We start from the raw sequence: 620 nt of genomic DNA, 5'->3' as shown, positions 1-620 counted from the left end.
TGTGTAGTACGTTCACTAGTCGTAATAAGTCTCTGGTCATTGGCTCGTGAAACTTAGGTTTCACCACCTTCTATCCGCTGGCGTTTTCGACCAGCCTAATTCTGCATGCGCTGCGCGCTAAGATGACCTTCTTTAGTCAAATCCCATCTACTATTAGCGGTTGCTTTTAACAACCAGGGTGGGCAACGGATTTGATTCCTTTTTACTGTGCTTGCTTTCGTTCTGCCACAACGTACTTCATTAACTTGGCTTCCATTCGCTCTGCTTTAGCTGCTGCTTTTAACTTCCTTAAACTGCGCGCCTTCCGGTACTACGCCGTGCTCGATGTAACGCCACAGGGCAATCGCCAGTCTTCTCGCTACCGCAACGATCGCCACACGCCGACCGCGTTTATTCGGCGCTTGGCTGTTAGTCTTTTGCGCAAACCAGATGGCAAGCTTGCTGTCGGGTTGATAGCGCAGCCACATCCACGCCATTTCAATGAGCAAGGAGCGCACTCGTCGGTTGCCTTGCTTGCTGATGCCTTGGTCGATTCGCGTTGTACCACTGTCGTACGGTTGCGGTACCAATCCAACACAGGAGCCAACTTGTTTTTGATTGTCAAACCGTCGCCAAAATAA

1 protein-coding gene is annotated in these 620 nt (G+C 50.3%); it reads right to left on the bottom strand.

What is annotated here, in order from left to right; all coding sequences use genetic code 11:
* Window positions 1-266: 266 nt before the first annotated feature.
* Window positions 267-620, bottom strand: a 354-nt coding sequence (locus H8K55_RS21280; RefSeq protein WP_186944252.1) for a transposase, incomplete at its 5' end; no start/stop codon positions are given.

Source organism: Affinundibacterium flavidum (genome assembly GCF_014284175.1).
Classification (GTDB): Bacteria; Pseudomonadota; Gammaproteobacteria; order Burkholderiales; family Burkholderiaceae_D; genus Undibacterium; species Undibacterium flavidum.
The sequence above is the reverse complement of the archived record's forward strand: the minus strand, read 5'-3'. Positions and strand labels throughout refer to the sequence as shown.